Annotated in this window: 21 protein-coding genes; 16 read left to right on the forward strand and 5 right to left on the reverse strand. The window is 46.7% G+C overall.

The features are described from left to right. Positions 1-90: 90 nt before the first annotated feature. From FRZ54_RS11835 to FRZ54_RS11850, 4 genes are all read left to right on the forward strand, one after another. Positions 91-384: a putative quinol monooxygenase gene (locus FRZ54_RS11835; protein ID WP_147031816.1), complete on the forward strand. Its 294-nt coding sequence runs from the start codon at positions 91-93 to the stop codon at positions 382-384. 105 nt (positions 385-489) lie between these two features. Continuing rightward, positions 490-1,155: a flavin reductase family protein gene (locus FRZ54_RS11840; RefSeq protein WP_147031817.1), complete on the forward strand. Its 666-nt coding sequence runs from the start codon at positions 490-492 to the stop codon at positions 1,153-1,155. Between the two features lie 130 nt (positions 1,156-1,285). Further along, positions 1,286-2,656, forward strand: coding sequence for a sugar porter family MFS transporter (locus FRZ54_RS11845; protein WP_147031818.1), 1,371 nt, complete (start codon positions 1,286-1,288; stop codon positions 2,654-2,656). A 1-nt stretch (position 2,657) separates the two neighbouring features. Further along, positions 2,658-4,175, forward strand: a complete 1,518-nt coding sequence (locus FRZ54_RS11850; protein WP_147031819.1) for a glycoside hydrolase family 32 protein — start codon at positions 2,658-2,660, stop codon at positions 4,173-4,175. A 55-nt stretch (positions 4,176-4,230) separates the two neighbouring features. On the opposite strand, the gene FRZ54_RS11855 is transcribed toward FRZ54_RS11850, so the two are convergent. Then, positions 4,231-5,097 carry a sugar phosphate isomerase/epimerase family protein gene (locus FRZ54_RS11855; RefSeq protein WP_147031820.1) on the reverse strand — a complete coding sequence of 289 codons (867 nt, stop codon included), beginning with the start codon at positions 5,095-5,097 and terminating at the stop codon, positions 4,231-4,233. Between the two features lie 218 nt (positions 5,098-5,315). On the opposite strand from FRZ54_RS11855, the gene FRZ54_RS11860 reads away from it, so the two are divergent. The 3 genes from FRZ54_RS11860 to FRZ54_RS11870 all read left to right on the forward strand — a co-directional run bounded on the left by FRZ54_RS11860 (position 5,316) and on the right by FRZ54_RS11870 (position 9,150). Next, on the forward strand, positions 5,316-6,512 hold the full coding sequence (locus FRZ54_RS11860; RefSeq protein WP_147031821.1) for a DUF1624 domain-containing protein: 1,197 nt from the start codon (positions 5,316-5,318) through the stop codon (positions 6,510-6,512). A 114-nt stretch (positions 6,513-6,626) separates the two neighbouring features. Next, positions 6,627-7,814, forward strand: a complete 1,188-nt coding sequence (locus FRZ54_RS11865; RefSeq protein ID WP_147031822.1) for a DUF1624 domain-containing protein — start codon at positions 6,627-6,629, stop codon at positions 7,812-7,814. A gap of 106 nt (positions 7,815-7,920) precedes the next feature. Then, positions 7,921-9,150 carry a DUF1624 domain-containing protein gene (locus tag FRZ54_RS11870; protein ID WP_228462697.1) on the forward strand — a complete coding sequence of 410 codons (1,230 nt, stop codon included), beginning with the start codon at positions 7,921-7,923 and terminating at the stop codon, positions 9,148-9,150. A gap of 9 nt (positions 9,151-9,159) precedes the next feature. Here the strand turns inward: FRZ54_RS11870 and trxA are convergent, their stop codons facing one another. Continuing rightward, complete coding sequence (gene trxA / locus FRZ54_RS11875; RefSeq protein ID WP_147031823.1) at positions 9,160-9,456, reverse strand: thioredoxin; 297 nt, start codon at positions 9,454-9,456, stop codon at positions 9,160-9,162. Positions 9,457-9,702: 246 nt separating this feature from the next. Between trxA and FRZ54_RS11880 the strand changes: the two genes are divergently transcribed. After that, complete coding sequence (locus FRZ54_RS11880) at positions 9,703-9,945, forward strand: hypothetical protein (protein ID WP_147031824.1); 243 nt, start codon at positions 9,703-9,705, stop codon at positions 9,943-9,945. 129 nt (positions 9,946-10,074) lie between these two features. Continuing rightward, positions 10,075-11,613 (forward strand): S53 family peptidase, encoded by a 1,539-nt coding sequence (locus FRZ54_RS11885; protein ID WP_147031825.1) that lies wholly within the window; start codon positions 10,075-10,077, stop codon positions 11,611-11,613. Positions 11,614-11,676: 63 nt separating this feature from the next. On the opposite strand, the gene FRZ54_RS11890 is transcribed toward FRZ54_RS11885, so the two are convergent. Further along, on the reverse strand, positions 11,677-12,915 hold the full coding sequence (locus FRZ54_RS11890; RefSeq protein ID WP_147031826.1) for a serpin family protein: 1,239 nt from the start codon (positions 12,913-12,915) through the stop codon (positions 11,677-11,679). A 147-nt stretch (positions 12,916-13,062) separates the two neighbouring features. On the opposite strand from FRZ54_RS11890, the gene FRZ54_RS11895 reads away from it, so the two are divergent. From FRZ54_RS11895 to FRZ54_RS11910, 4 genes are all read left to right on the forward strand, one after another. Continuing rightward, positions 13,063-13,923, forward strand: a complete 861-nt coding sequence (locus FRZ54_RS11895; RefSeq protein WP_147031827.1) for an alpha/beta hydrolase — start codon at positions 13,063-13,065, stop codon at positions 13,921-13,923. A 125-nt stretch (positions 13,924-14,048) separates the two neighbouring features. Then, complete coding sequence (locus FRZ54_RS11900) at positions 14,049-14,945, forward strand: MBL fold metallo-hydrolase (RefSeq protein ID WP_147031828.1); 897 nt, start codon at positions 14,049-14,051, stop codon at positions 14,943-14,945. An 11-nt stretch (positions 14,946-14,956) separates the two neighbouring features. Further along, a complete protein-coding gene (locus FRZ54_RS11905) occupies positions 14,957-15,673 on the forward strand; it encodes a LolA family protein (RefSeq protein ID WP_147031829.1) in 717 nt (238 codons plus the stop codon). 61 nt (positions 15,674-15,734) lie between these two features. After that, the gene (locus FRZ54_RS11910) at positions 15,735-16,613 is read left to right on the forward strand and encodes an alpha/beta hydrolase (protein ID WP_147031830.1); all 879 of its coding nucleotides are present in this window, start codon (positions 15,735-15,737) and stop codon (positions 16,611-16,613) included. A 17-nt stretch (positions 16,614-16,630) separates the two neighbouring features. Here the strand turns inward: FRZ54_RS11910 and FRZ54_RS11915 are convergent, their stop codons facing one another. Continuing rightward, complete coding sequence (locus tag FRZ54_RS11915) at positions 16,631-18,034, reverse strand: aminopeptidase P family protein (protein ID WP_147031831.1); 1,404 nt, start codon at positions 18,032-18,034, stop codon at positions 16,631-16,633. A gap of 290 nt (positions 18,035-18,324) precedes the next feature. On the opposite strand from FRZ54_RS11915, the gene FRZ54_RS11920 reads away from it, so the two are divergent. The 3 genes from FRZ54_RS11920 to FRZ54_RS11930 all read left to right on the forward strand — a co-directional run bounded on the left by FRZ54_RS11920 (position 18,325) and on the right by FRZ54_RS11930 (position 23,829). After that, complete coding sequence (locus FRZ54_RS11920) at positions 18,325-20,754, forward strand: PAS domain S-box protein (RefSeq protein ID WP_187359820.1); 2,430 nt, start codon at positions 18,325-18,327, stop codon at positions 20,752-20,754. A 337-nt stretch (positions 20,755-21,091) separates the two neighbouring features. Then, positions 21,092-23,314 carry a penicillin acylase family protein gene (locus FRZ54_RS11925; protein WP_147031833.1) on the forward strand — a complete coding sequence of 741 codons (2,223 nt, stop codon included), beginning with the start codon at positions 21,092-21,094 and terminating at the stop codon, positions 23,312-23,314. Between the two features lie 32 nt (positions 23,315-23,346). Continuing rightward, on the forward strand, positions 23,347-23,829 hold the full coding sequence (locus FRZ54_RS11930) for a hypothetical protein (RefSeq protein ID WP_147031834.1): 483 nt from the start codon (positions 23,347-23,349) through the stop codon (positions 23,827-23,829). A gap of 255 nt (positions 23,830-24,084) precedes the next feature. Here FRZ54_RS11930 and FRZ54_RS11935 read toward each other — a convergent pair whose 3' ends face one another. Beyond that, complete coding sequence (locus tag FRZ54_RS11935; protein ID WP_228462698.1) at positions 24,085-24,858, reverse strand: arylesterase; 774 nt, start codon at positions 24,856-24,858, stop codon at positions 24,085-24,087. Between the last annotated feature and the right edge of the window lie 6 nt (positions 24,859-24,864).

Genomic DNA, 24,864 nt, shown 5'->3' on the forward strand with positions numbered 1-24,864 from the left:
TTTTACTGATTTAAACCTTTAAGCAAAAAATGACATTGGAGTTTCAATCCGGTTTGTAGTTTTGGAAAAACCGCAAAAAACTTAATTTATATGATACAAGTAGCATTATTGGCCAGGCTCGAGGCAAAGCCAGGCATGGAACAGGAAGTAGCTGATTTTTTAAAAAGCGCGCTGCCGCTGGCCCAGTCAGAAACAGGTACAGTTACGTGGTACGCCTGGCAGACAGGGAAATCGACCTTCGGGATCTTCGATACGTTCGAGGCCGAAGAGGGACGTGAGGCTCATCTCAGCGGGCCCATTGCAGCGGCGCTAATGGCCAATGCAGACAGGTTACTGGCCTCGCCGCCGGTAATTGAAAAGCTAACCGTTCTGGCGGCAAAATAACTGACCAGCAGACCCGGTGATTGCGTGATTGATATTTCGCAAGAACCGGGTTTTCGGGCGTTGCTCACAGGCATAATTTTGTGTTATAATTAATACAAGATCAATATGCACAAAGTTAGTAAACCTGAAATTTTGTACTTCGGAACTCCTGTTGTTCTTATCAGTACCTGTAACGAGGATGGTTCCTTTAACCTCGCCCCGATATCATCGGTCTTTTGGCTCGGATGGCGCTGTGTGATCGGTATATCCGCATTTTCCAAAACAACTGAAAACATGCTCCGCACCTGGCAGTGCGTACTAAACCTGCCGTCGACCGACCAGGTAGCTGCAGTTAACAAACTGGCACGCACTACAGGGACAAATCCTGTGCCCCAGGGTAAATTGCTTAAAGGCTACCGTTTCGAAGCTGATAAATTCGGAACCGCCGGACTTACACCGGTCGATTCTCACATCGTGTCGGCTCCCCGCGTAAACGAATGCCCTGTGCAAATGGAAGCCGTTGTTGAAGCTGTGCATAGCCTTGCTGAGGCCGATGATGTACAACGCGGGCGGCTGCTCACAATAGAACTACGTATACAAAGGGTTCATGCAGAGGAATCGATATTAATGGATGGCGCCCCAAACCGGGTCGACCCGGATAAATGGAGGCCGCTTATCATGAGCTTTCAACAATTTTATGGCCTGGGAGCCCAGGTGCACGAATCGACATTGGCCCGGATACCCGAAGCGCTGTATCATTCTGTCGATATGGACCGGGCACATGGTAATTGATGATTAAAAATCTTATAAAAAAACCGGGAGCGTGAAGTGACCCGGTTTTTTGTTTTTTCTATTTTCCCTCCGGCCATATACTTACGGGTAAAAAAATTATATTTACCTTTCAACCTCTTATAAACCGTTTATGAATCGGAAAGTAATTTTTTGGGCGGTTATTACGGCCCTTGGCGGATTTCTGTTCGGCTTTGACACCGTTGTTGTATCGGGTGCCGAACAGGCGATACAGAAATTCTGGCAGCTGGGCGATTTCCAGCACGGCTTTACCATTGCTATCGCGCTCGTCGGTACCATGACCGGCGCTTTTGCGGGCCGCATGCCTGCAGAAAAGCTTGGCCGTAAAGCTGCGTTAATGATCGTTGCGGTAATTTTCCTGGTCACGTCGCTTGGTACGGCATTTGTCAACAACTGGTATTTGTTCGTTATCCTGCGCTTCATAGGCGGGTTGGGTATCGGCGCGTCTTCTGTAATTGCGCCAATCTATATTTCGGAAATATCTCCTGCATCCTTCAGGGGCCGCCTGGTGATATTGTTTCAGTTCAATATTGTTTTAGGCATTGTGGTTTCCCTGCTTTCCAACTATATCATCGTAACATCCTATCACGGTTCATGGCGGTTAATGCTGGCTGTAATGGCCGTCCCTTCTTTATTGTATTTGATACTGCTGAAATTTGTTCCTGAAAGCCCCCGCTGGCTAATTTTGCATAAATCAAAATATGACGAGGCGCGCACTACCTTGCAACTGATGAACGCCGATGGTTACGAGCAGGATATGAAAAACATTATCGACAGCAAAAACCAGGAGGTGAAGGATGCCACAAGCGAAAACTTGTTTTCAAAGCGATATCGCAAGTTGGCCTGGCTCGCCTTCCTTATTGCTTTTTTCAACCAGGTATCGGGTATTAACGCGATACTTTATTTTGCGCCGAGTATTTTCACCCTTGCCGGGTTCGATAAAAGCGACTCCTTTTCAGCTTCGTTCTATCTCGGGTTGGTCAATTTTGCTTTCACCATGCTGGCTATCTTTCTGATCGACCGCGCGGGGCGGCGCAAATTGATGATGATCGGCTCACTGGGCCTTATTGCCGCGCTGGGGCTGGTATCTTATTGTTTCCATTTACAGGAAAGCCACGTAGCGGTCGCGGGTGCAAATGGGGTAGTTAATAATACCGACGGGGGGTATATCATATGGCTTTTGATGGCATATATAGCATTTTTTGCCGTTTCGCAAGGTGCAGTGATTTGGGTGTTCCTGTCCGAAATATTTCCAAACCAGGTGCGGGCCAAGGGGCAGTCGCTTGGCAGCTTTACGCACTGGACACTGGCTACCATTATTACTTTTCTGTTCCCCGCTGTGAGAACCCATGTTGAAGGGCAGTATATTTTTATGTTTTTCTGCGGAATGATGGTATTGCAACTATTGTTCGTTTGGAAACTGATGCCCGAAACCAAGGGCAAATCGTTAGAAAATATGGAGCGTACTTTAACCATGCACTGATATGATAAAAAGGACTATTTTTCTTTTTACAGTTTTATCAATAATTACGTCGTCGGCTTTCGGGCAAAAAGCGTATCACGAGCAGTACCGGCCGCAGATACATTTTTCGCCGCAGGCGCATTGGATGAACGACCCCAACGGGCTTGTTTTTTATAAAGGTGTTTACCACCTGTTTTACCAATATTATCCAAAGGCTACCGTTTGGGGGCCTATGCATTGGGGCCATGCCACCAGTACCGATCTGGTTCATTGGAATAACAAACCGATAGCGTTATATCCCGATAGCCTGGGACTGATATTCTCGGGCAGCGCAGTGGTCGATGTTAACAATACCAGCGGCCTGGGCAAAAACGGGCAGGCAGCGCTCATAGCCATTTTTACCCATCACGACCAGGCGAAAGAGAAAGATGGCAAGAATGATACCGAGAATGAGAGTATGGCCTACAGCAATGATGGCGGCAATACATGGACCAAATACGCGCACAACCCTGTATTGAAAAACCCCGGTATCAGCGACTTTCGCGACCCTAAAGTGAGCTGGTATGCGCCGGATAAAAAGTGGATAATGACCCTGGCCACCAAGGACAGGATCACCTTCTATTCGTCGCCAAATTTAAAAGACTGGACAAAAGAGAGCGAATTTGGCGAAACCCTCGGCGCGCATGGCGGCGTTTGGGAATGCCCGGATTTGTTCCCGATGACAGCTGCTGACGGTAAAAGAATTTGGGTACTTATCGTAAACATTAACCCCGGCGGGCCGCAGGGTGGTTCGGCTACGCAATACTTTACCGGCGATTTTGACGGAAAGACTTTCCGGCCCAACAATACTGCTACACGCTGGATAGACCAGGGGACCGACGAATATGCCGGCGTTACCTGGAGCAATACCGGTAACCGCCGCATTTTTTTAGGCTGGATGAGTAACTGGAACTACGCTACATCGGTGCCCACCAAAGCCTGGCGCAGCGCCATGACCGTTCCGCGCGAATTGAAGCTCGTCAGGGTTGACTCCGCATATTATGTTGCATCTCAACCTGTAAAAGAATTAGGTAACCTGAAAGACGAAACTAAAGCCTTGCCTGCTATCGCCGTGAAAGGGGAGGTAAACATCACGAAAATGCTGAACCGCTCGGATAATCAGTTTCAGCTTAACTTATCGGCTAAACAGTTAAAAAGTTTTTCGATCACCCTGTCAAACGGCGCCGGGGAAAAATTGATCATTGGGTTTGACGAAAAGGAAAATTCATGGTTCGTTGACCGGAGCCACGCAGGTGAATCAGGATTTAACAAAGACTTTGCCGGGCGTTTTGCCGTGAAGCGCATAGCCAATACCGCCGGAACCGACGTGACGCTGATTGTGGACGCTGCATCGGTAGAGCTGTTTGCCGATAAGGGCTTAACGGTAATGACATCGATATTTTTTCCAAAAAAGCCGCTGAGTAATATTTCTATCAGCTCTGCCGATGGCTTTTCCGCCAGTGGCATTTCATACTCCCAGCTGAAAAGCATCTGGCCATAAAACAAAAAAGCCGGACCCTCGCGTGTCCGGCTTACATCAGTCATTCAATTTAGATTTATACGAGGTTCTTTTTGATATATTCAATACTTTGGGTGATGCTATTATAGGGATCACCGGGACAAATGTCCTGTTCTACAAAGAAATATTTTAAGCCCGCTTTTTTGCTGTGTTCAAGTATCTTTTTGAAATCGATAACCCCGTTGCCAACCTCGGTAAACATTTGTTTTTCGGTTTTATCCATGTCCTTCATGTGCCACAAAGGGAACCTTCCAGGGTGCTTTTCGATCAAAGCAATTGGGTCCTGCTTGGCTTTGGTTAGCCAATAAAGGTCTATTTCCATTTTTACCAGGTTCTTATCAGTATTTTCCAGCAGTGTTTCGTAGGGATATTCGCCGTCTTCCTGTATAAATTCAAAGTCATGGTTGTGGTAACAGAATTGTACCCCTGCCTTTTTACAGGTCTCACCAGCCTTATTGAAATCCTCGGCCAGTTTTTTGTAGTGATCGAGTGAACCTCTCTCTTTTGGCGACAGCCACGCGCAAACCATATATTTCTGACCTATAGATGCGGCATCTTCCGCGGCTTTATCCCAGCCGTTCAATATAGTTCCTGGGCCTTTCATGTCCTCGCCCAGTAAGTAATGCGAGCTTGGCATTATAAGGTCATTTTGCTTTAACAAGTCGGCAAACGCCTTTGGTTCCGTGCCGTAGTATTTGCCGGCGCTGTAGCTTGCCTCAACAGAATTATAGCCCAACTGTGCTACTTTGGCCAATGTGCCGGCAACATCCTTTGCCATATGGTCGCGCACGGTGTACAATTGCAGGCCTATATATTTTTTATCATACGCGAATAGGCTGGGGGCAACTAACAGCCCTGCCGAAATAAGCGCAGAAGTTCTCAGGAAGTCACGTCTCGAGGTCATAAATTAGTTTGTTTAATTGGTGGTTGTGTAAAATTAACACAATAAGTTTATTTATGAAAGACTAAATTTTTTTTAATTGGTTTAAACCGCTGCTTATACTTTTGTCGGTAATAGATATTGCTGTTTTTTTTGCAATCGATATGTGGAAATCAACAAAATAAGGAACGACCGGGAAAGTAAGCGTTAATCCGTTTATATTCGGAGGATATCAGCAAAACATGACAGCATTAACTGTGCCCGGCTCCAAACAACGTATTGCGTCGATCGATATATTAAGAGGATTAGTAATGGTTATCATGGCGCTCGATCATGTACGCGATTTTTTCCATTACGGGCACCCGGCCCCGATGAACCTGGCGACGACCACGCCCATCTTGTTTTTTACACGCTGGATAACGCATTTTTGCGCGCCGACATTTGTGTTTCTCAGTGGCATATCAGCATACCAGGCTGGTACACGCCGTTCAAAAAATGAGTTCAGGGCTTTTCTGATAAAACGGGGTTTATGGCTGATAATAGTAGAGTTGCTCCTGATCACCTTAAGCATTACCGCCGATGTCGGCTACCATGTATTTGTACTCGAAGTAATATGGGTGATAGCCTGCGGCATGATTTTACTCGGACTGATGGCCGGTCTGTCTTCAAAAGTCATTGGTATTACAGGCGCTATCCTGATCGCCGGGCATAACCTGCTCGACCCACAATTTTTTAATGCTGAGGTGGTTAACAATGGCCTGCTGGGGAATTTATTTTTAACCGCGAAGGGCAATATGCATTTTTTTGCGCCCAGCCGGGGTTTCCTGGTTGCCTATGCTATTTTACCCTGGGCGGGTATCATGATGCTTGGTTATGGTATAGGGGCTCTTTACCGGTCGGGCTACAACGCGGTGAAACGCAGAAAGACGTTATTTTACCTGGGACTTGCGGCGCTAATTACTTTCGTGTCGCTTCGTTTCATTAATATTTACGGCGACCCGCGTCCATGGTTGCCCCAAAGCAAGCCCGTTTACAACATACTATCGTTTCTGAATATTACAAAGCAGCCGCCTTCACTGCTTTTTGCTTGTATCACAGTGGGTACGGCGCTTATTTTCCTGTCGTTTGCAGAAAATATTAAAACAAGGTTCGCCGCTATTCTAACTACATACGGTAGTGTGCCGCTCTTTTACTTCGTGTGCCATTTATACATCCTCAGGCTTGGAACGATAATGATGTACTTCGCAACCGGGCATTCAGCTAAACAAATAGACGACCCTAATTCATTTCCTTTACTGTTTCAACCGGTTGATATGGGTATTAACCTGGGATGGGTTTACATGGCCTGGGCCATTTTAGTGTGCGCACTATATTTCCCCTGCCGCTTGTATAGCCGGTATAAGCGAACGCACGATCAGTGGTGGTTAAGTTACCTGTAAACGGCCGATCAACTTATTATCCCTGGAAGATATGTGCCGAAATCAACAAAGTTTGACCGGATGTATGTGCTAAAGCCTAAATACGTTTATATTCAACCATAACCATCGAACAATATGACCGCCTTAGCAGAACCAGGACCAAAACAACGTATTCAATCCATCGACATTTTACGCGGATTGATCATGCTTATTATGGCAATTGATCACACGCGCGATTACTTCCATCTTGGCGGCATCAACCCGACCAATTTGGCTGTAACCACGCCGTTTTTATTTTTCACACGGTGGATAACGCATTTCTGCGCCCCTTTATTCGTTTTTCTTAGCGGTATCTCGGCACATCTTGCAGGTACGCGGCGTACAAAAGGCGGGCTTAGTTCATTTCTTATCAAACGCGGCTTGTGGCTGGTATTGATCGAGGTGGTGGTGATAACCTTTGCGCTTACGCTTGATCCTGGTTATCACTTCATTATATTCCAGGTCATCTGGGCCATCGGAACCAGTATGATAGTACTGGGCCTACTAGTATGGCTGCCTTTGCCTGCGTTAGCTGCTGTGGGCGTGGTGCTATTCTTTGGGCACGATATACTGGATTATATCAAGCTTCCGGATAAAGGCGCTGCCTCGGTTGAATGGAAGGTATTCTTTACCGCCCAGGGCTCTATTTTTCCGCTGGATAAGAATCATTTTTTGGGCGACTTTTATGCTATGCTACCCTGGACCGGCGTAATGATCCTGGGCTATGCCGCCGGGTCAATGTTCCGTTCATCGTTTGAGCAGGCAAAGCGAAAAAGCAATTTACTTATCGCAAGCCTTGTGCTTATCGGGTTGTTCATTATCCTGCGGGCGTTCAATATTTATGGCGATCCTGCGCCATGGTCGGCACAAAAGAGTACCGCGCTGACCATTATTTCGTTCTTCAATGTCAGCAAATATCCACCATCGTTATTGTATTTATGCATGACCATCGGTCCGGGTCTGCTGCTGTTGCGTGCTTTTGAAGGGGCGAATAACCGGCTTGCCCGTATATTCATTGTATACGGCACAGTTCCGTTCTTTTATTACGTACTGCATTTTTACCTTATCAGGCTTTACAACGTGATCCTTTTTTTCGCCGTGGGATACACCGGAAAAGATATTGCCAACCCAAAAGGCTTTGCGTTTGTGCCCGCTACTTTTGGGTTTAGCCTGTTTGGCGTTTATATTGTTTGGTTTTGTGTTATTGCCGTGTTGTACCTGCCCTGCCGATGGTACGGGAAATATAAGCAAACCCATCACCAGTGGTGGCTAAGTTATTTATAGACAATTGATTAATCAGCGATCGGTGAACTAATTTTTTTAGCATTCTATTGTTTGCGGTGTTAAATCTGTTTATATTCGTATGAACATTTTTAAGCCAGCCCTCACAATGACAGCAGCCTCAATGCCTTTAGCAGGCAGTAACACCGTCCTGAAAGAACCCGGACCAAAACAGCGTATTGCCTCAATTGATATTTTGCGTGGCCTGGTGATGCTCATTATGGCCATTGACCATGTTCGCGATTTTTTTCACTATGGGCACCCCGAGGCTACGGACCTTGCAGTAACTACACCATTTTTGTTTTTCACCCGCTGGATAACCCATTTCTGTGCACCTACATTCGTTTTTCTAAGCGGGATATCGGCCTACCTTGCAGGCACGCGCCGCACCAAAAACGCTATCCGGGCGTTCCTCATCAAAAGGGGACTCTGGCTAATTGCCATCGAACTCATATTTATAACGTTTGCCATCACATTCAACCCGCTTTATAACGTATTTGTATTGCAGGTGATATGGGCCATTGGCGGCAGTATGGTATTGCTGGGGCTGCTATCGGGGGCCTCACTGCCCGTTATAGGTACTATAGGCTTTATTTTAGTATTCGGTCACAATGTTTTTGATACGTGGCATGTCGGCCTCATCGATAAAACCTTTGCAGGCAAGTTGCTGGTATCAGGACAGGGCTTTGGCGAATTCTGGCCGTTTGCTCCCAAACGCGGCTTTTTGCTGGCGTATGCATTACTGCCGTGGGCCGGCCTGATGATGATCGGGTATGTATTCGGGTCGCTTTATGTAAAAACCTATGACGCCGTTAAACGCCGCAAAATTTTGCTTTACGCGGGATTGGGGGCGCTTGCTTTGTTTTTTCTTTTTCGATACTTCAATATTTATGGCGATCCGGCTCCGTGGGCATCGCAAAAGACGGCTTCGCTTAGTATTATTTCATTCTTCAATGTAACCAAATACCCGCCCTCGCTGCTCTATACCTGCATGACGGTCGGTGCCGCTTTGATCGTCCTGTCACTGACTGAAAACGTTAAGAATAAATTTACGGGGATACTATATATATACGGCAATGTGCCTTTCTTTTATTACCTGTGCCATTGGTACCTGATCAGGTTCACTACAGTTGCTGTTTTCTTTATTACCGGCCATAACAGCAGCCAGATATACAACCCGCACCAGGGGCCCATCATGTTCCAGCCCGACGATTTTGGCTTCAGCCTTGGCGGTGTCTATCTTATCTGGTTTTGCGTGATAGTAATATTGTATTTCCCTTGCCGCTGGTACAGCAAATACAAACAAACACACGCTAAGTGGTGGCTCAGCTATATTTAAGGTAGCTGATCAAATAAACTGTTGTATCACGGTTTTTAGCTGCGATGCCTGTACAACACCGCTTTGACGCCATTTGGTTTCGCCCTGTTTAAATATCATTAGCGTAGGCACGCTTTGTATGTTGTAAGCATTTGCCGCAGCCGGATTTTTGTCGATGTCTATTTTGATAATAGTTACCTGGTCGCCCAGTGTATCTTTTACATCTTTCAAAATTGGTGGCATCATTTTACATGGGCCGCACCACTCGGCTGAGAAATCGATCAGCACCGGCTTTTCTGAATTGATAATATCCTGGAAGTTTGCCATGGTTTTTATTTTGCTTGGTCAAAGTTAACAACAGATATCGCAACTTATTGTTGACACGCTGTAAAGTTTCAGCCGGGAGCCTTCGCCTGATTAACTAATTATTAAATTTAGTTATAGCCTATTCCATAATATTAACGATTTTTAACAAAATAGTAATGTTTTGTTGTATTATTTCGGATAACTATTCGTTAATTTTATATACCCTGATTGATCTGCCTGTAAACGACAAATAAAAGGAGGTCTGCCATGCAACCGGGAACAGCATATATTCCGCAACAGCAATTTCACCTGCTCATCCATTTTAAGGACGACGAGCGCAGTGTGGCCGTATTACCCAGCCAGGTTGGCCAGTTCCTGGTGGTTGACCAGGGCCGTGTGTTAGGCGAACTTGCTTACGATAGTCACCTGAATTGCGTATCTGCGCATTGCGAGGTTGAACCAAGGATTCTTACCCAGATCAAAAAAGGCATCCGAAAACATTATTCCTGATACCGCTTTTTGACGGTAATAAAATAGCGTAAAAACACGCATCATTTTTGCGTGTTCGTACTGTCAGGTTTTGAAAAAGGCGGTGTTATCTTTATTCATGTTTTACCCTTCAGCCTAAAAAGAATTAACATGAGAACCCCAAAGAAAATTGTCCTGCCTGGCAGTCACAAAAAAGCGCATGCTGCACCTGACACCGGCACGCTCGACAGGAGCGAAGCTATTGAAGTAACTGTACGTATCCGCAGAAAAAAATCCATTGAACATAAGATCGGTTCAGAAGACCGCATCAGCCAAAAAAATTATGAAAAGGAATTTGGCGCATCGCAAAAGGATGTGGAAAGGGTAGAGGCTTTTGCAGGCCAGTACCACCTGAGCACCGCAGAGGTTGACCTGGCCCGTCGCAGCCTTATTCTAAGAGGTAGCATAGCTGATATGGAAGCTGCCTTTGGCGTTAAACTGAACGGATCGAAAGACACGGACGGAAATGATATCCGTGTTCGCGAGGGAGACATCTTCATCCCTGCAAAACTGAAAGATATTATTGAAGGCGTTTTTGGACTCGATAACCGCCCCGTTGCCCGCCCCATGGTCAGGCTGGCCACCAGGGACGGACAAGTAGTATCGCATGCGGCGGCTCCTAATGCGTTCACTGCTGATCAGCTGGCCAGGATATACGGATTCCCGGAAGGGTTCAATGGTAAGGGTCAAACCATAGCGATACTTGAACTTGGCGGCGGCTACCGGGCAAAGGATATAAGGAATTATTTCAAAAGCCTGGGTATAAAAAAACCATCGGTTAAAGCGGTTTCTGTCGACCACGGTAAAAATACCCCGAGTACGCCAAACAGCGCGGACGGCGAAGTAATGCTGGATATTGAAGTGGCAGGCGCCGTTGCGCCGGGAGCCAAAATTGTGGTATACTTTGCCCCTAATACCGATAAAGGTTTCCTGGATATGATAACCAAAGCGCTTCATGATACGCACAATAAGCCATCGGTTATATCCATCAGCTGGGGCTCGGCCGAAGCTAACTGGACCGACCAGACGATGAAAAGCATGAATGAGACCTTTAAAGCAGCCTCGCTGCTTGGGGTAACGATATGTGTGGCATCGGGCGATAGCGGCTCGAGCGATTCGGTTAACGACGGGCGCGTACATGTCGATTTCCCTGCTTCAAGTCCTTACGTGCTGGCCTGCGGCGGTACCCGGCTGACAATGAACGGCAGCAAGATCGCCTCAGAAACTGTGTGGCACGATTCAAATACATCGGCCGGCGGCGGCGGTGTCAGCGAGTTTTTCCCGCTGCCCGACTACCAGGCAAACGCTAATGTGCCGGGTTCGCTCAATTCGCGGTTCGAAGGTCGCGGCGTGCCTGATGTAGCAGGAGACGCTGATCCGGATACAGGTTACAAAGTATTGGTCGACGGGCAACAGATGGTAGTAGGCGGTACCAGTGCAGTTGCGCCTTTATATGCCGGCCTGGTGGCACGCATCAACCAGCAAAAAGGTAAATCGGCGGGCTTTATTAACCCGGTAATTTATGCCAATCCCTCGTTATGCCGCGATATTACTGTAGGCAATAACAACACCACTGCTGCTAACACGGGGTACAGTGCCGGGCCGGGCTGGGATGCCTGCACGGGCCTCGGCGTATTATCGAAATTTTAGATATAGTTATATGATTGAATGTGTTTGGGCCCTTTCAGCTTATGCTGAAAGGGTTTTCTTTTTTTAGAGGCCGCTTTGCGTAGGGTCGTTCACAGTTCCGGTAAACAGGATAAGCCCCGTTTTCATTTCGCGGATGACAAACACAAACGGTTTATTTACAAGCATTGGCTGTTGTGCTGTTGTCGTGCCTACGCCTACAGAGGTTGCCCCGGCAGCTTCTGTGCCACTTTCATCCACCCCTACATAGGCTTTATGCAGCACCTTGGTGATCAAAAGGTTGCCGGCCGGGTTTATCCGGGTAAAATCAGCGGCTTTGGTAAATGCAACACCCATACCCAAATTAGTCAGTGTGCTGTTCAGATTTACAGAATAAGTGAACGTAAACTTAGGAATGTAGATAGATCGTTTGGTAGGTGACAGTTTTGATACCCAGTCATTCCAGTTGTCGCTATTTAGCATAGGTATCAGGTCGGCCAGGGTTTTGTTTTCGTTCGGAAGAGCGATCACCATGCTGTACTTTTCATTTGAATAAGGTAGTTCTATCAGTTGTACATTATTATCGGTGTACGCATTATAGCTGATGTCGTCTTGCATAAAATCAGCCTGTACCGAATTTGTTCCGTCATTATAAAAAGGCAGTTTCCGCGTGTTGGCCGGATCGAACTTGCTTTTCCAGGTACTTTTAAAATAGATAGCATTCACCAGGAACATTACTTCGTCATCTGATATTTCCTGAAGCAACTCTTTTATTTTCCCATTGGTTTGATTGCTTACCCAGTCGTTTATGGTAGTAACGGAAGCCGGTGCTTTAAAATCAAGTGATTGTACCCTGGCATTGAAATAGGTACTGTCGGTTTTGATGAACTGTGGCAATACGCTGAACTTTTTATCGTACCAAATTGAATTGGCGATCTTCAGTGTCGTATTGGGATCGAGCTGCGGCAGTTGTGTGACAAGTTTGTTGTAGTAACTGTTTACCTGGTCTTCACTAAAGTCGTTAAAACCGAGGGTTGACCGCATATCCGTGAGTGTTTGGCCATTAGCACCGTTTGCCGTCATGCCGAGTGCCATGCTGACACTCAAAGGCGAAATAAAAAGATTTGTGCCGTTGGTACTGGAAGCAGCCACTGTTTTGAACAGGTTAAAAGTGAAGGCGTTGTCCCCTGCCGCCTGCTGCTGTTCCGTAGCATTTAAGCTCAGGTTTATGCCCGTATCGGGCGACGGCTTTTTGCTATCCTTTTTACAGGAGGCGATAACAAACAAAACAGCAACAAGGCTAAGGGGCAGCAGGACACGCTTCATAATAAGTTCTTTTTTAAACCTTACGGGCCGATCGGCTAAATTGTTACAGGCAACAAAACATTTACCTGTTCGCTTTTTGATACTTCGACTTAAATCATAACTTTACGTGTACCCCAGCCATTTCCAGTTTAAACCAATTAAAACGCTATGAGAAAGCTCTCCGTCTTTGTCGCTTTGTTGTTTTTGTCCACGGCCATTTTTGCGCAGTCGGGTAAGGTTTATGATAACCTTAGCCTGCCAAGCAAAATTTTAAAGATGGACCGCAAATATGCTGTTTACCTACCACCAGATTATGAGACATCTACTCGCACTTACCCGGTACTGTACCTGCTGCACGGCAGCGGTGACGACCAGACCGGCTGGGTACAATTTGGCGAAGTATTGAGAATAGCCGATAACGCGATAAAAGAAGGCACTGCGACTCCTATGGTTATTATTATGCCTGATGCCAATACCGGCCGCCGCGGATATTTTAACGACCCAAAAGGCGACTGGAACTACGAGGACTTCTTTTTTAAAGAACTGGTTCCGTATGTTGAAAAGAAATACCATATCAAAAGTGATAAGCGCTATCGCGCTGTGGCCGGCTTGTCGATGGGCGGTGGCGGAAGCTTTGTTTATGCCCTGCATCATCCCGAAATGTTTTCATCAGCCTGCCCGCTTAGCGCGGCCACCGGCCCGCTGACCATCGAGGACGCGAAAAAGCAATTGATGAGAACAATCCCTGATGTAGCCGATTCGGTTGTTACCCAATATTATAATCGCCAGAGCGTGGTGGCGCTTGTCAACGCCGTGCCCGATGATCAGAAAAAAGCCGTGCGCTGGTATATTGACGATGGCGACGACGACTTTTTATATGAAGGTAACTGCATGGTGCACATTGCGATGCGAAAAAAGGAGATTCCGCACGAGTTTCGCGTTCGCGATGGCGGGCACACCTGGACCTACTGGCGCGAGTCGCTGCCAAAGGTGCTGGAGTTTGTGTCCCAGGCGTTCCATCAGTATTAGGGAAATTTTAAACAGAAGCAACTGGTTGAGTCATTTGCCGTAATTGATAATATGTGAAAACCAACATTATGCCATTGGCATAAACGGTTAAACAAAATATCCGCTAACTTCAAAAAATATAAATTATGAAACGCCGTAATTTCATTTTCAATACCGCGCTTGCAGCAGGCGCGTTCAGTATTTTTGGTAAAAGCAGTTTTGCTTCGGTATTGGCCGACCAAAGCTACCAGTTTAAACCATTGCGCCGGAATGTAGGCATGTTTGCCGAACAGGGTGGTACCATCGCATGGCTGGTAAACAAGGAAGGAATAGTGGTGGTTGATGCTGAATTCCCCGATCCTGCCAAACACTTGATAGCCGAGCTACAGAAGCAATCGGACAAGCCTTTTCAATGGCTCATCAACACCCATCACCACGGCGACCATACCAGCGGGAACATTTCATTCAAGGGTATTGTGAAAAATGTTGCTGCTCATGCCAATTCGCTGACCAACCAGAAAAATTCGGCTATTGCCCAAAAAAAAGAGGACCAGCAGTTATACCCCGATACGACCTTCACCGACACCTGGAAGATCAGGGTGGGCGACGAAAGTATCAAAGCGTATTACTTTGGCCCGGGACATACCAATGGCGATAGTATGATCCATTTTGAGCACGCAAACGTCGTTCACATGGGCGATCTGATATTTAACCGCCGCTATCCTTTTATCGATAAAAGTGCCGGCGCATCGGTAAAGAACTGGCCGGTGACGCTTGAAATGGCACAAAAGAAATTTGATAAGGATACGCTGTTTGTGTTTGGCCATGCCTTTGACCCATTGAAAGTGACGGGCGATATGGAAGATATAAAGGCCATGCAAAATTATATGGAAAAGCTGGCCGATTTTGTTCAGGGTAGCATTAAGGACGGTAAAAGTAAGGACGAGATATTGCAGGCAAAATCTATCCCCGGCGTTACCGACTGGCAGGGCGACGGCATTAACCGCAGCCTTGAGGCGGCTTACCAGGAATTCACGAGTTAATAAATTACGATATGAAATTGTTCGCGGCCATCATTTTTCTATTTATTCCCTTCGCGCAGCCAAAGGATATGACATCCACTGAACTGCTGAAAAAAATGTATGCAAAATACCATGGCAAATGGCACAATAACCTTTCGTTCAATCAGACCACCGAAATGTACCGGAAGGATAGCCTTTTTAAATCCCAAACATGGTACGAGCATATATTGTACCCGGATAAACTGCGGATAGAATTTGACAAACCCGGCAGCGGCAATGGTATTATCTTTCGCGGCGATTCGACCTATGTCATCAGTAACAATAAAGTAACCCGGTCGATAAAAAATGAGAACGAACTAATATTTTTCCTCGGCGGCATGTATTTCGTGCCTTTCGACCAGGTGCTGGCGCATTTTAAGGCGCTGAATTACGATCTGGCGAAATTTCATGAAGACACCTGGAAAGGAAAGCCCGTATTTGTGATAGGGGCCGATAAGCCCGATGAAAAGGTCAACCAGCTTTGGATAGACCAGGAAAAACTTGTTTCCGTTCGCTTTATAAAATATGATGGCGATACAAAAGAAGAAGGCACTTTCGAGGACCAGGTGGCCCTCAAAAAAGCCTGGAGCGAAACCTTGTGCAAATTTTATATCAACGATCATGTGTTGCAGGTAGAAAGATACCACGATGTTGTAGCCGGCGGCCCGGTTGATAAAAATTTGTTTGAACCATCGATGGTGGGGAAGTAAATTTTCAAATTGTCATTCTGAGCGTAGTGAAGAATCTTTAACTATTTCCTTACATTAGGCTATGCTTAAGAAACTCCTTTTTCTCGCTTGCCTCATCCCGGCAATGGCATTCGCCCAAACACAACCAACAGTAATTCCCCTATGGAAAAATGGCGCCCCCGGTTTTGAAAAACTGAAGGACGTACCCGAACAGGCAAAGGATTACTGGGTAAAAAATATCAATAACCCTTCGCTCACAGTTTTTCTCCCGCCAAAAGATAAGGCAAATGGCTCGGCTATCGTTGTATGCCCTGGCGGCGGGCACCGTTTGCTGGTTTTTAATGCCGAAGGCGTCGAACCAGGCCAATTTTTAAGCAACCTTGGCGTAACGGTTTTTGTATTGAAATATCGCCTGGCCCGCGACACAAACTCGCCATACAAAATAGAGGTGCACGCCAAACAGGATGGATACAGGGCCATGCGCCTGGTGCGGAGCCTGGCAAGTCAATATGGTTTGGATACCAACCGCATCGGGATGATGGGATTTTCGGCCGGGGGCGAAGTAGTGGATATGGTTGGTTTTGGCGACGGCAAGGGTGATCCCCATGCAGCCGATCCTGTCGACCGGCTTAACGGCAGGCCCGATTTCCTCGTGCAAATATATCCCGGCCCACTATATGTGCCGGAAACCGTTTCAGCAGACGCGCCGCCAATATTCCTGCTTGCCGCCAACGACGATCCATGCTGTTCGCTTCCTACGATCAAATTGCTTGAAGCATATCGTGCCGCTAAAGCACCGGCTGAACTACATATTTTGCAAAGTGGCGGACATGGTTTTAACATGGGTAACCGGTCGAAGTTAAAGACCGTAAATACCTGGCCCCAGCGCCTCGCCGACTGGTTGTCTGATAACAATTATTTTAAGCCATCAACCGAACGGCCAAAGGTGATGCACAATTGAAATCGGGATCTCGGATCTTAATTCTTCAGCGCTTCAATTTCTTTAAGCGATTTCGGCAAATATTTGCCCAAAAGCTGGTAGCCGTCGTCCGTTATCAAAAAATTATCCTCAATACGGATACCGCCGAAATCACGGTAAGTATTCAGCATATCGTAATTGATAAATTCAGTATACATTTTTTCAGCCTGCAGGCGGTCAATCAGTTCAGGAATAATGTAGATGCCCGGTTCAATCGTAAGGACGAAGCCGGCCTGCAACTCCCGCCCAAGGCGCAATGATTTGAGGCCGAAAATCGAAGTTTCCTTTTTCAGTTTATCGGTATAACCAACGTATTGTTCGCCAAGGTCTTCCATGTCGTGGGTGTCCATCCCGAGCATATGCCCCAGGCCGCATTGGAAAAACATGGTATGCGCTCCTGCGGCCACGGCTTCGGCAGCGTCGCCCTTCATCAAGCCTACTTGTTTTAGCCCTTCTACCAGTTTCTGACAGGCAGCCAGGTGTATATCTTTATACCTTGTTCCGGGTTTCAACATGCCGATGGCATGGTCCATCGAATTCAAAACCACCTCGTAAAGCTCCTTTTGCTCCTGTGTGAAAGTTTTTCCAACCGGGAAGGTACGTGTCAGGTCGCCGCCATAGTGCATAGCGTTTTCAGCGCCTATGTCACTTAATACCATGCGGCCTTCCTGGAGTGTATTGCCGTAATAATGCGTGTGCAATGTTTGGCCGTGCGTGGTGATGATAGCCGGGTAACCCAGCCGCGCATCATTGGCAATGGCAACTTCATGGGCTTTCGCCACCAACTCATATTCTTTTATACCGGGACGCGTATGCTTTATCACAGCCTGCATCATATCAACACTGATATTAACCGCTTTTTCCATCTCGGCCACCTCGAGCGGTGATTTAATAACACGCTGTGCTATCACCGCTTTGGTTAGCTTCAACGAAACATGGTCGGCAAGGTCGTTTAAACTGGTATTGAACCACTCCGCCAGTTTGATCTTATTTTCAGGTCGATAAGGGGGCAGGATATGTACCTTGCGGCCATCGGTCAGCGCCTTGTGTACATAACGGGCTATATCGGCGTAAGGTTTGGTTTTGTCTACCCCAACCATCGAGGCCATTTCGCTTACGGTAGGCAGTGTTCCTGTCCATACGATATCGTCTATGGTCAGTTCGTTTCCAAAGATCACTTCCTCGCCTGAATCCGTGTCAATAATGGCCGCCAGTACGGGGACATCAAGCCCGAAATAATAAAGAAAACTGCTATCCTGCCTGAACAGGTAAGTATTATCCTTATAATTCATGCTGCTATCTTCGTTACCGAGCAAAAGTATCAGCCCGTCCTGGCCCATATTCTGCTTCAATTGGTGCCTGCGCCCAATATAGATGTACTTATCAAAAAGATCGAGTTTCATACCGGCAAATATACTCCCCGTCAGCTTAAAAGTGATATTATTTTGCGGATACCGCAAAGCAAAGGCGGCTAACGATGGCTATTCCAAATGATGTAAAATAATCCATATCTTTATTGGATACATCTGTCTTCGGAATAGGACACAACACCTTCACAATTTACCCTGGTAGGATAAAGCTTTTACGCAGCCGGTCGGATATTGATCTTGAGCCAATTTAACCCGTGTGCTGTGAAGCATATATGAGAGTGAACAAACCGCAACTACACCCATATGGAAAATACAGGTGCGCGATGATTAAAATGATCGTAGCCGCGATGATCTTATGTTCGCCTGTTAAAACTTTTGCTTCGATAGCTACTGGTTCCCGCGCACAAATATCGGAGATGAATGTTTTGCTGGTTGCGGTGGTAGTTATGCTGTTAATAGTGATCGCCTACCGCGAAAGGCAATTACGGCGGCTTCACTCCAGGGCCTACAGCAGCGACCAACGATTCCGGAAATTGTACGACGCGGGACTGGTGGGTTTGATCTTCACCAATCTCGACGGGAAAGTTGTAGAAGCAAACAAGGCCTTTCTCGATATAATAGGTTATACAAAAGAGGATGTGAAAAAAGGCGAGGTAAACTGGAATAAGCTTACGCCGCCGGAGTATGCTGATATTACCAAAGAAGGTGTAAGGCAGATGCACGAGCAGGGCTACTGTTCGCCATTTGAAAAAGAATATATCCGCAAGGATGGCAGGCGGGTTAGTATCATGTTAGGTTCTTCGCGGCTCGCAGAAAATGACTTTGCCGAGGCGGTGACCTATGTAATTGATGTAAGTTATAAAAAACAGGCAGAATTGCGGGAGCAGGAATTAAACCGCACGATTAAAAAACAGCGGGAAGAGCTTTACAGTATATTGATGAATGCCCCGGCCATGATCGCCATACGCAGGGGGCCGGAGCTGAGGCTTGAATTTTCAAATAAGGTAGCATCTGACTTTGCAAATTTGGGTTCGGGTCTCGGTTTGACAACCAAAGAACTAATGGAAAAGTTTAAGGTGATGGCCGATCCGCAATTATCGCAGGAGGTTTACCGGACTGGGGTGCCCTTCAGCGCTAAGGCGTTTCATATACAAATGGACCGTGTTGGTAATGGGAAGCCCGAGGATATATGGCTGGATATGGTGCTGGAACCTGTGTATGATGCCGATGGAAATGTTGACGGCGTTGCTTTTTTTGGCTTTGATGTTACCGGACTGATCAAGGCAAATGAAGAAGTAAAGGAAAGCGAAAACCGTTTCCGGTTTTTAGCTGATGCCATTCCGCATAAAATGTGGACATCGGGCCCCGATGGTCACGCCACCTATTATAACAAGGGCTGGTACGATTATACAGGCGTAACTGATTTTAAGGCCCTTAATAAAAGGGCGTGGGAAATTATCCACCCTGATGATTTTGAAGCAGCGAAAGAAGCCTGGACCAGGGTAGTAAAAAATGGCGAGAGCCTTGAATCGGAGCAGCGCTTTTTAAATACAGATGGTGAATACCTGTGGCACCTTACCCGTGTTTACCCGCACAAGGATGAAAATGGAAAGGTGATCATGTGGGTGGGTACCAGCACCAATATTCACGAACAAAAAATGACGCAGGAAGCGCTGAAAGTCAGCGAAGAGCATTTTAAGGCCATAGCTAATAATAATTCGATCATCATATGGCAGGCGAACGGGCAGGGCGCTTTGATTTACGTTAACGACACCTGGAAAAACTATACGGGTTTCGGTATAAGCGACGATTTGTTAGAGCAGACCCTTGCGGCGGTCCACCCGGACGATGTCCAGGCCGTTGTTGAAAAGCTGGGAAGCGAATTCCAGGCGCGAACACCACTGCAAACCAAATTCAGGTTTCGTAATAAGGAAGGGCAGTACCGATGGGTACTTACATACGCAAACCCTTTGTTTAACCCTGAATTCGCGGGGTATATCGGCAGCATAATTGACATAGACGACCAGGAGAGGGCGCAAAAGGCGGCAAGCAAACTGCTAAAGCAGCGCGACGAATTTTTAGGCGTCGCCAGTCACGAACTAAAAACACCGATAACAAGCCTGAAGGCATCCATGCAAATACTGGAAAAACTGTCGGAAAAGGATTTCGACCCGGCTAAGATCCGCCCCTTTGTTGCCATGGCCAACAAGCAGGTTGGAAAGCTAACCGATATTGTCGACGACCTGCTCGACGTAACCCGTATACAGTCGGGCAAAATGCAGCTGAATTGTACAAATTATTTGTTCAGTGAGTCGGTTCAGGATTGTATAAACGAGATCGCTCAGTACACATCTTCTCACCAGATCGTGGTAAACAAAAATGAACCCCTTGAAGTGTACGCCGACCGTACCCGCATTGAGCAGGTGATGGTGAATTTTTTAAGTAATGCTATTAAATATTCACCCGAACAAAATAAGGTAACCGTGAATATTGAAAAAGCGGGCTCCAATCTCAAATTTTCAGTCACTGATTTTGGTATCGGGATCCCGCAGGATAAGCAGGCCTATATTTTTGACCGGTTCTTCAGGGTGCACGAATCGTCTTATAATTTCTCGGGCCTTGGCCTCGGGTTATACATTTCGTCAGAGATCATCGGCAGGCACGGGGGCAAGGTTGGCCTGGTGAGCGAGGAAGGCAAGGGTTCAACCTTCTGGTTCACTTTGCCATTGACAAATAAAAGTGAGCAGGTATAAAAAATGCGTTCCGTATCTCACCCCGGAACGCACTATCAATATCACTCTCAATGATATTGAATCAACTAAATCTCAGATAACATGTTTAATATTGATCCAAGTTCTTTATGATCGTATTGATCGCTTACTATATGTTTTTGGTTTTATATGGTTGTAAATCAACTGATTGAGGTTGTTGTTTTACAATTGTTACAAATAAAACCAGTAATATGAACAGAAGTTTGCTTTAAAAATTGTGCTAAAGCGTATTTTTCTTTTTTATATGACATCCATATTAAATGTCAATTCGACAAAAATAGCTCTTTTTACTCTATTCACACTTTTTTGACTATAAATTATGACTTTTTGTTACTGTAAATTTTTTGTTACAACAAAACAGTTGTTGCTTGTCTCGTTGTTATGCGTGCCGGTATTTGGCTTCGGTCAAAAATTCAGCAGCCAGGAATTACAGCGTTTTAAAAAAGAAGCTCAGGCGGTAACTATCATACGCGACAATTGGGGCGTGCCGCATATTTACGGGAAAACCGATGCCGATGCTGTTTTTGGTTTGATGTACGCCCAATGCGAAGAGAATTTCAAGGGCATAGAACGCAACTACCTCTACCAGTTGGGCAAACAGTCGGAAGTTGACGGGGAAAACAATTTGTACACCGATATTCAACTGCAACTGATAGCCGACACCGCCGACGCTATCAGGGATTATAATACTGCCGCACCCTGGTTCCGTAAGCTGATGGATGCCTTCGCCGACGGCATCAATTACTATCTTTATAAGCATCCCGACGTTAAACCGCAGGTATTTCACCATTTTCAACCCTGGTACGCACTCATGTTCACCGATGGGAGTGTAGCCGCTACCGAAACGGGTGGCATCGGCCTGAACGAAACAGGAAATTTTTACAGTAAAGGTCCCGATAATATGGGCGGCGTTTTTGACCGGCCAAAAATTGAAAACGCAATACAGGAAAAAGAGACCGGTTCCAACGGCTTTGCCATCGCACCCTCAAAAACAGCTGATGGCCATGCAATGCTCTATATAAACCCCCACGTGCCTTTTTATTTCCGCGACGAGGTGCAGATCGTCAGCGATGAGGGACTGAACGTTTACGGAGCCGTTACCTGGGGGCAGTTCTTCATATACCAGGGCTTTAACCCGCATTGCGGCTGGATGCACACCTCAAGTTATGCCGATGTGGCCGATCTGTATGCCGAAAAGGTTAGCAAAATGGAAGGCAAATGGTACTATGAATATGACGGTCAGCAAAAACCGGTTACCACGCGCCGGCTGGTATTGAACGTAGTGAAAGATGGCAAAACCGAACAACGCGCCATTACAGGGTTTTACACTCATCACGGACCGGTGTTGGGTAGCAGGGATGGCAAGTGGCTGGCCTTGAAGGCGAATAACCGCTCGTATAACGCTTTGCTTGAATCGTGGCTGATCACTAAGGCCAACACTTTTGCCGAATATAAAAAAGCAATGGACTTGCTGTCGAATAACTCGAACAATACGGTTTATGCCGACGACCGGGGGAACATTGCTTTCTGGTACGGTAACTATATGCCCAAACGCGATCCAAAGCTCGACTGGACATTACCGGTTGATGGCACCACCTCGGCAACGGAATGGCAGGGCATCCATAAACTGGACGAGATCGTGCATGTGTATAACCCTTCTACAGGCTGGATAGAGAATTGTAATTCCACCCCCTTCACCTGCTCCGGGACGGCCAGTCCTGATAAAAGTAAATACCCGGCTTATATGTCGCCCGACGGCGAGAACTACCGCGGTGTGAACGCCATCAGGCTGCTGAAGAATGCGAATAACATGACCCTTGACAGTCTGGTAGCCAAAGGCTATGATCATTATCTTAGTGCGTTTGATGTGCTGCTGCCGGCGTTATTTAAGGCCTGCGGCATGGCAGATGATTCAACCAAAATCGCGCTTGCTGAGCCTGTAAAAATATTAAAGGATTGGGACCGCCGCTCGGCTGTGCACTCGGTAGCTACTACGCTTGCAGTGGAGTGGGGCACACGTATGCTGATGTCCATGCCACGTGCCCAAACTGTGGAAGAGTCTACCGCTCAAACCACACGCATGAGTAGCATGCTCGAAAATATACCTCCTGGCAAGCAAACCGGGCTGCTTGCCGAAGCCATAAAAAGTCTCGAAAAACGCTACGGAAAGTGGAAAATTGAATGGGGCGATATTAATGTTTATCAACGCCCCGCCGATGGCATCACATTTGATGATAAACTCCCCGGCACCCCGGTGGGGATGGTTGGCTCGCAATTTGGGCAGTTGCCGTCGTTCCAGAGCCGTACGGTAAATACGCAGAAACGGTACGGGTACAGCGGCAACAGTTTTATTGCAGCGGTTGAATTTGGTCCGCGCATTAAGGCAAAGAGCATCATCACCGGCGGTATCTCGTTCGACCCCGCGTCGAAGCACTTTACCGACCAGGCCGAAGGGTATATCAATGGCAAGTTCAAGGATGTACTTTTTTACCGTGAGGATGTGCTGAAACATGTGGAAAGAACATACCACCCCGGTGAATAAAACCGGCTGTATTACAACTATATTTGATACGAATGAGAAAATTTCTATTGGTCGTAGTAATTTGTTTTGCTGTGAAAACAGCTGGTGCCCAAAGCGTGTCGTTTACCAACCTGCTGAACCTTACCAGCATGAGCAATACGCAGGCGCACGATTTTATGATATCGAAAGGCTTTAAGCAGGAGGGCACACAAACTTTCAACGGTAAAGTGTTCGACCAGTACAAGAGCGGCCGCACACCCGATAAAATCGAAATGATGTATATAGGCCAGGGTTCAAAAACCCCCAATGGAAATACAAAGCGCGACGTGTCTTACACTACTATCCAGAATGCCGACCTGGACAACCTGCTTGCGCAGGCCAAAAAATCGACCCTTACCCTCATTTTCCAGGGCGCCGATGTCAATAAAAATATATACCGTTTTGATAATTCCCTTTTCCGCGCCACTATATCGGTTGCGTTCGACAAAAGATCAGGCGGGGTAGATGTCTCGCAGAAGGATAATGCGGGAAATTAACGTGTTCACGTTGCGGCCTCTTCCGGTCAAAACAGGCAACATTAATGCGCTATTGATCAATTTTATACAAATCAATGACGGGAAAATGAGCACAAACTGGTCTTTGAAGCTACCTAAGTAGCCATATCCCGGTAATGACAGCCGAGCAATAGGGCTGAAAAAGTACGGTTCAGCAGATACTTCGCCACGATCAGCGTAACATCATGGTTTGCCAGGTACATTACTGCTTCAAAACAATAAATCCGAAATCGTAAATCACAGATCCCCCTTTAACACCACCCAAACATTATCCGCCACAATTTTAGCGCCTTCGGCAGTAGGGTGTATCCCATCGCCCTGGTTCAGTTTGGGGATGCCCGCCACATGATCGAGCAGGAACGGTATTAATTCAACCTTATCCTTTTCGGCAATAGCCGGGAATACCGCTTTAAAGCTATTGGCATAGTCGGCACCCATGCTTGGCGGCACCATCATACCCGCCAGGATGATCTTCGCATCAGGATATTTGGCCTTTACTTTGGTAATGATAGTATGCAGATTCTTTTTGGTTTCGCTAACCGGCACGCCACGCAACCCGTCGTTGGCGCCAAGTTCGAGTATAAAAATGTCCACCTTATGTTTCAGCGTCCAGTCGATACGTCCAAGACCGCCGGCGGTAGTTTCGCCGCTTACTCCGGCATTAATAACGTGATAAGGTAGTTTCAGCGAGTCTATCCTGCGCTGTATCACCCCCGGGAAGGCTTCCTGCTCATCGTCGAGCCCGTACCCGGCAGTCAGGCTATCGCCGAAAAATAGGATATTCTTTTTGCCCGGTGCCGTTGCGTCAGCCGTTTGCGCCGGGGCCTGTTGGGTATCGGTTGCTGAGGTTTTGTTATTGTTGCATGCGGCGAAAACCAATAGGACAAAGAATACGCACATCAATTTAAACAGAACGTAATCCCGAACGATAGCAAGAGATCTTATACGACTGAAATAACGCTCCATGCCTGGTTTGTAAGATTTCTCCTCGTTCCTTGTTCGAAATGACATAAATGT

It is taken from the genome of Mucilaginibacter ginsenosidivorans, from assembly GCF_007971025.1.
Taxonomy (GTDB): Bacteria; Bacteroidota; Bacteroidia; order Sphingobacteriales; family Sphingobacteriaceae; genus Mucilaginibacter; species Mucilaginibacter ginsenosidivorans.